The 6,007-nt window shown below is 53.2% G+C and carries 3 protein-coding genes; 2 read left to right on the top strand and 1 reads right to left on the bottom strand.

Annotated elements, in window-relative coordinates; all coding sequences use genetic code 11:
• Positions 1–141 precede the first annotated feature (141 nt).
• The gene (locus B3075_RS00795; RefSeq protein ID WP_290489586.1) at positions 142–2,658 is read left to right on the top strand and encodes an alpha-N-acetylglucosaminidase; all 2,517 of its coding nucleotides are present in this window, start codon (positions 142–144) and stop codon (positions 2,656–2,658) included.
• A gap of 475 nt (positions 2,659–3,133) precedes the next feature.
• Here B3075_RS00795 and B3075_RS00790 read toward each other — a convergent pair whose 3' ends face one another.
• A complete protein-coding gene (locus B3075_RS00790) occupies positions 3,134–5,002 on the bottom strand; it encodes an OPT family oligopeptide transporter (protein WP_290489588.1) in 1,869 nt (622 codons plus the stop codon).
• A gap of 120 nt (positions 5,003–5,122) precedes the next feature.
• Between B3075_RS00790 and pyrF the strand changes: the two genes are divergently transcribed.
• Positions 5,123–5,908 (top strand): orotidine-5'-phosphate decarboxylase, encoded by a 786-nt coding sequence (pyrF, locus tag B3075_RS00785; protein WP_290489589.1) that lies wholly within the window; start codon positions 5,123–5,125, stop codon positions 5,906–5,908.
• Positions 5,909–6,007: the final 99 nt, after the last annotated feature.

The raw sequence follows: 6,007 nt of genomic DNA, 5'->3' as shown, positions 1-6,007 counted from the left end.
CTCTCTCTTATGCCGTCTTCTTGAGATTATTATTAGTGATAATATTGACTTTATTCCTTGTAAGAATCTGCAATTCTTGTATGTAGTAAAGTCACTATGTTTTCTCATGCCTTTGCCGTTGGAGCGGTTCTTGGAACTGTCATGTCCCCGCTTGTTTGCGTATCTGCTGCGGAAAGATCTCCTGTAGCGGCGGCTGAAGATGTAGTGGCGCGTGTAACTCCCTCGGCAAAAGGAGCTGTCCTGTTTCATTTAAATCCGGATTTGGGCAACAAGATCACTATCTCCGGTGTTGCCGGAGGCATCCGGGTGGAGGCTGCTGATGTGCGTCGCCTGGTGGCGGGGTATGGATGGTATTTGAAGAATATCGCCAAGGTCCATTTTTCGTGGAACGGGAATCGGATGGCGCTTCCTTCCCCTTTGCCGGTTCCCTCCAGTCCGGTAACGATAGAAAGTCCGTGGAATATTGTTTTTGCCTATAATTACTGCACCCTTTCTTATACGGCTGCTTTCTGGGATTGGAACAGATGGCAGCGGGAGATTGATTTTCTGGCGTTGAACGGGTTTACGCATGCGCTGGTAACGGCGGGTCTGGAAAAGACATGGGAGGATTTTCTGATTGGCCTGGGGTATCCCCGGGAAAAAGCTCTTCGTTTTATCCCTAATCCGGCATTTGCCGCCTGGTGGAATATGGGGAACCTGGAAGGCCACGGCGGACCGTTGAGCCAGCAGCAGATAGATAAGATGGCGCAGATGGGAAGGCGTATTGTATCCCGTATGGAGCAGTTGGGGATGACGCCCGTACTTCAGGGGTATGTGGGATTCGTCCCCTCTGACTTTCAGGAAAACGTCCAAATGGATGGTCTGAAACTTATTCCGCAGGGTACATGGGTTGATAATTTTAAGAGGCCATGGGTAGCGGATCCCACTTGCGAGGCTTTTCCGAAACTGGCCTCGGACTGGTATAAGGCTGTCCGCAAGGTATACGGCATTTCCGGAAAGATGTTTGGCGGGGATTTGTTTCATGAGGGGGGACGGAAGGGGGACATTAACGTGACGAATGCGGCACAGGCCGTTCAGAAAGCCATGCAAAAGGCCTCTCCGGGGGCTTCATGGGTGATTCAGGCTTGGGGCGGGAATCCTACCCGCGAGTTGCTGTCCGGCTTGGACCCGGAACGCGCGCTTGTATTGCAGCTTACCAAGGATATGGCTAACGGAGGGAAGAATTTAAGAACTTTTAACGGTATTCCGTGGGTTTGGTGCGAACTGGCGAACTTTGGAGGCAATACGGGACTGTACGGTGGGATTCCCCTTCTTTCCCGGCTTGGAAGTGATTTGGCCGGTTATAGGGACAAGGGGCTGGTGGGCATGGGGACTTTGTCCGAAGGGCTGGAGACGAACCCGCTTCATTACGCCCTGTTCAGTGACCGTTTGTGGACCGGGGAGGATATTTCCCTCCGGGAGTGGCTTGGGAAGTACGCGCGTCAACGTTACGGTTCCGCCCCAAAGGCTGTCGTGAAGGCGCTGGAAGTCTTGTCTTCCTCCATTTACAACCCCGTCCGCTCTCAGGAGGGGTGTACGGAATCTATTATTTGCGCCCGTCCGTCCTGGAATGCCCGGAAGGCTTCCACATGGTCCAGCGGGGAGCGGTATTATCACTTGGGCGATATTGTAAAAGCGGCGCGCGGTTATCTGAAAGCCGCGAATGATCAGCCGAATCTGGTGAAAAAGGAGACGTTCCGTTATGATTTGGTGGATGTTGTGCGTCAGGTTCTTGCGGACGCCGCTTTTTACCAGCTTCAACAGGTCAGAAGCGCGTTTGATTCCGGAGATGCGGCTGCGTACAAAAAGCAGGTAAGGCGTTTCCTGTCTCTGATTTCAGATATGGATGCCCTGTTGGCGACGGATAGCCAGTTTCTTTTGGGGACTTGGCAGAAAAGAGCTCTGGATTGGGGCAATTCCCGCCAGGAAAAGGCCTTGATGGACAAGTCAGCCAAAATGCTTGTTACTACGTGGAGTGATCTGGCTCCCCGGTCGCTGAATGATTATTCCAATCGCCAGTGGGCCGGGCTTGTTTCCGATTTTTATTTGCCTCGGTGGAGGAATTTTTTTGAATCTCAGATGGATGTGCTGACCGGCAGGAAGACGCGTGATGCCGCCCATGCCGCATTTATGGATAAAACGGTTCGGGAGGAGCTGGCTTTTGCCGGAAATGGGAAAATATATTCTGCCAAACCGGCAGGGGATACCTTGGCCGTCGCCAATCGCGTGATGAATGCCCACCGGGAAATGCTGGATGCCCTGAGTGCGGAAGAAAAGTATTCCTCGGGAATTCCCTGGGAACTTCATCAAGGTTCCCCGTTGCAGTTTGATGTCACGGATCAGGTGACCGAACCGGGCACGTATACCGCAACTTTCCAGTGGAAAAATGGTCCCAGCGCCTTGAAAATCCATTCCGTTAAATTATATGAGGGCAACAAGGAGGTGGCTGCCGATGTTCATGAGGGTACGACTGGCGTGGAAAATAAGAATAATGTTTACAGGCTGGAATTGAAGAAGTACAGAACCAACCTTGATTCCTATACTCTGAAGGCAGAAGTTAGCGGTGTTTCTCAAGGCGCTTCCAAAGGAGAAATGATGTTGAAAAGGCTGGTGAATTAAGAAGCGGGCAAATTGTTGCGGAAAGGAGAGGCAAGGCGGTTATACGTGTGGGTTCTGCCGTTTTCTGTCTTCTGTTTTTTCCGGAATCAGTTTGTTCACCTTGCCGAAAAAAGGGAGAAGAGGAATTCCCTCTTCTCCCTTGAAAGATGGCTTGAGGGTGAAATTTATCGGCGGCAGCGCAATAATAGAGTGCCCAGGCCGAGCAGTCCCAGCGTAGCGGTTGCCGGTTCTGCTGGGCAGGAGACGGTATTATGGGACATGGAGAGGGAGGCGGAGACGGCATGATTTCTGTAAGCAGCCATATTCTCTGTGTCGGTCGTCAGGTTCAGGTCTTCCCAAGCGGTATGGGTCGCAAAACCGAAGTAGTTGCTGCCTGCGCTGCTGGTAGCGTTAGTGTTGGTGGTGGAGAATATGCTGGCTGCTTGGGCACCCCACCCAAACGATATGGAATTTTCTGAGGGAGAACGTTTCCGGTTCAGTGTGCCGCCTGGTAAATGCTGAACATCAGAATGGCCATTCCCGTGAGGGCTGCCCCTGCAATGATGCCGGAGGCGGAGGGAATTTTATATTCCCGTGATTTGTCCTTGAAAAGACGGTCCGCAGTCCAGCCGAGCACAGCCCCTGCAAAGAAGAGGAAGGAATCATTCCACTGGATGGCCCAGGCCAGACCGAAGCCGATGGGAGTGGGGAGCCATTTTCCTGTCCGGGGGAGATAGCGGGGGATAAGTACCAGAATGAGCCCGAGAATGCCGCCTGCGATGATGGAAAGGACCTTGATGCTATGCAAATGGCTGAATCCCATGCCCAGCGCTTCCGCCGTGGCTGCCCATGTTCTGGCTCCCGGGGCATTGAAAGACTGGAGAGCGTTCGCATTCGGAACCATGGATCGGAAGGCCAGCACGGAAACGAGGGTCCCCAGAAAAATTCCGGAAAACTGGGCGATAAATTGTTTGCGGGGGTTGGCTCCCAGCAGGTAGCCTACTTTGAGGTCCACGAGCAGGTCTGCCGAGGAACTGGACGCTCCGGAAGTGATGTTGGCCGCCATCAGGTTGGCCGTTACATGCCCAGGTGCAATCCCTCCGAAGATGAGCTGGGTAACTTTTCCCATGGCTCCGGTGGGTGTAATATTGGCTTCTCCGGTGATTCGGCAGACGACCAGCGCCAGGAAGAAAGATATGACTACTGCGATGCAGCTCATCCAGTACGGAACGTCAAAGGATGCATGAGCCAGATAGCCGAGAGCCGCCAGGGAGATAAGCTGGCCCGCCAGGAACCAGCTCATGGGCGTTTCTATTTTTTCCACATCCGTCAGTTCACGTTTTTTGCTCAGGGAGAACATGGCCCCCAGGGAAGAAAAGGAACGAACAATACTTTTCCATTGGAACAGGAAGGCCACAATGCTGGCGACGACCATGCAGGCGGTTCCTCCCCACAAGGTCCAGCTTACGCTTTCCCGATAGCCTGCTCCCGCAGGAAGCAGTTCCTGGCTTTCCAGCCACGGCACGTAAAGGGCCCAGCAAACAGTCCCTCCGATGAAGAGACTGAGGGATGTTTTCATGCCTATCAGAGCTCCCGCGCCCACGAACATGAGATCCCATTTGAAGAAGATAGTACGCTGGTACCAGTTGCCGAGGATATGTTGCTGGACTACTCCAAGCCATCGTTCTCCCCCTGCAGCCATGGCAATGGCGTTGGCGGCGGAGAAAAGGGCGGAGTAAAGAAGGGCCTTGGCCTGTCCTGCCGCCTTTTTGCCTTCCGAATAGAGAACCTTGAGAGTTTCCGCCGTGGCAATGCTGTCCGGGAATCTGATTTGTTCAATGTTGATCATTTGGCGTTTCATTGGAATGGCCATGGTGACGCCCAGTACGGCAATGAAAAATATCCAGGCAAAGGTGGTGCCAAGAGGCATGTGCTGTCCTGTCAACAGAAGCAGGGCTGCTACGGCGGAAGTGAGGGTTCCTCCTGTAGAATAGCCTGCGGAGCTGGCGGCGGACTGCATGCATGTGTTTTCCAGAATAGTCATGGGGGATTTGGAGATGCCCAGGCGCACAAAGGCGTTCCAGAGGGCAAAAGAGATAACTCCCGCCGTCAGAGCTACCCCAAAGGACCATCCCATTTTAAGGTTGGCATACAGATTAGTGAGGGAAAGGATGGAGCCGAGGAGCATGCCGACGATGACGGCTCTCCAGGTAAGCTGCTTCATTCTGTCTCCGGAACCCAGGTAGACTTGATCGTACCATTGCTGTTCTACTTCATCCGGAGTGCCTTGGAATCCCTCCAGAGGCAGTGGTTTTTCCAGACAGGAGGGGAGAGAGCTGGGCGACTGGGGAGACGTGGATGACATATGATCTATAAAATACCATTTACGGCCGTGGCGGAAAAGTCGTATCTGTCTTTCCTTGCTTTCGGAGCATCCTCCGCTTGGGACTTGCCTGCCTGTGACGACCGTGGTTTAATGGACGTCATGAGCCAATCTTTTACGGATAAACTTGCCGCCCGCATTAAGGAGACCGGTTCCGCCTTGTGCGTCGGGTTGGATCCGCGCCCCGGCATGGATGATTTGGAGGCGATTCCTGCGCTGTTGCGGAAGGTTGTGGAGGAAACCGCCCCGTATGCGGCGGCGTTTAAGCCGAATATTGCCTATTTTGAAGCCATGGGGCTGCGGGGACTGGAAATACTTGAGGATTTACTTCCGGATATGCCTGAGGATGTTCCGGTGGTACTGGATGCCAAGCGTGGAGATATTGGAGAGACTCAGAAGTATTATGCGCATGCTTATTTTGAGCGCCTGGGCGTGGACGCTGTGACGTTGAGCCCTTTTATGGGATATGATACGCTGGAGCCTTTTCTGGATTATGAAGGTAAAGGTATTTACCTGCTGGCGGTTACTTCCAATCCTGGTTCTGCGGATGTGGAACGGCAGGAACTGGCAGGGGGCCGCAGGGTTTTTGAACTGGTGGGAGACATGGTGCTCCGCTCTGTCCGGGAAGGATGTAAAACTTCCGTAGGCATGGTGGTTGGGTTGACCAATGCGGATTCCAGTATTTTGGAGCGTATTCCGGATGCTCCTTTGCTCATTCCCGGTCTGGGAGCTCAAGGCGGCGATCTTTCCTGCCTGAGTGGCTCCGGTCATGTGGCTCCTCCCCTGATTAACGTCTCCCGAGGCATCATGTACCAGAATCCGGAATTGGGTTTTGCAGAGAAGGCCGCCGGATTTGCGCAGCGCATTCGGGAAGCATTGAATTATTGATGTTCACGTATTTTTTGCAAATCACAAAACGATAACGGCCTGCTTATGGCTATGCATGCGCTTGTCAAAGGGAGAGGGCTCGGTATATTGAACAGGTGT

Source organism: Akkermansia sp. UBA7090, from assembly GCF_002493465.1.
Classification (GTDB): Bacteria; Verrucomicrobiota; Verrucomicrobiia; order Verrucomicrobiales; family Akkermansiaceae; genus Akkermansia; species Akkermansia muciniphila_A.
The sequence above is the reverse complement of the archived record's forward strand: the minus strand, read 5'-3'. Positions and strand labels throughout refer to the sequence as shown.

Coding starts and splice junctions, on each gene's coding strand:
- B3075_RS00790 (WP_290489588.1), bottom strand. CDS start 5,002: ATGTCATCCACGTCTCCCCAGTCGCCCAGCTCTCTCCCCTCCTGTCTG.
- B3075_RS00795 (WP_290489586.1), top strand. CDS start 142: ATGTCCCCGCTTGTTTGCGTATCTGCTGCGGAAAGATCTCCTGTAGCG.
- pyrF (WP_290489589.1), top strand. CDS start 5,123: ATGAGCCAATCTTTTACGGATAAACTTGCCGCCCGCATTAAGGAGACC.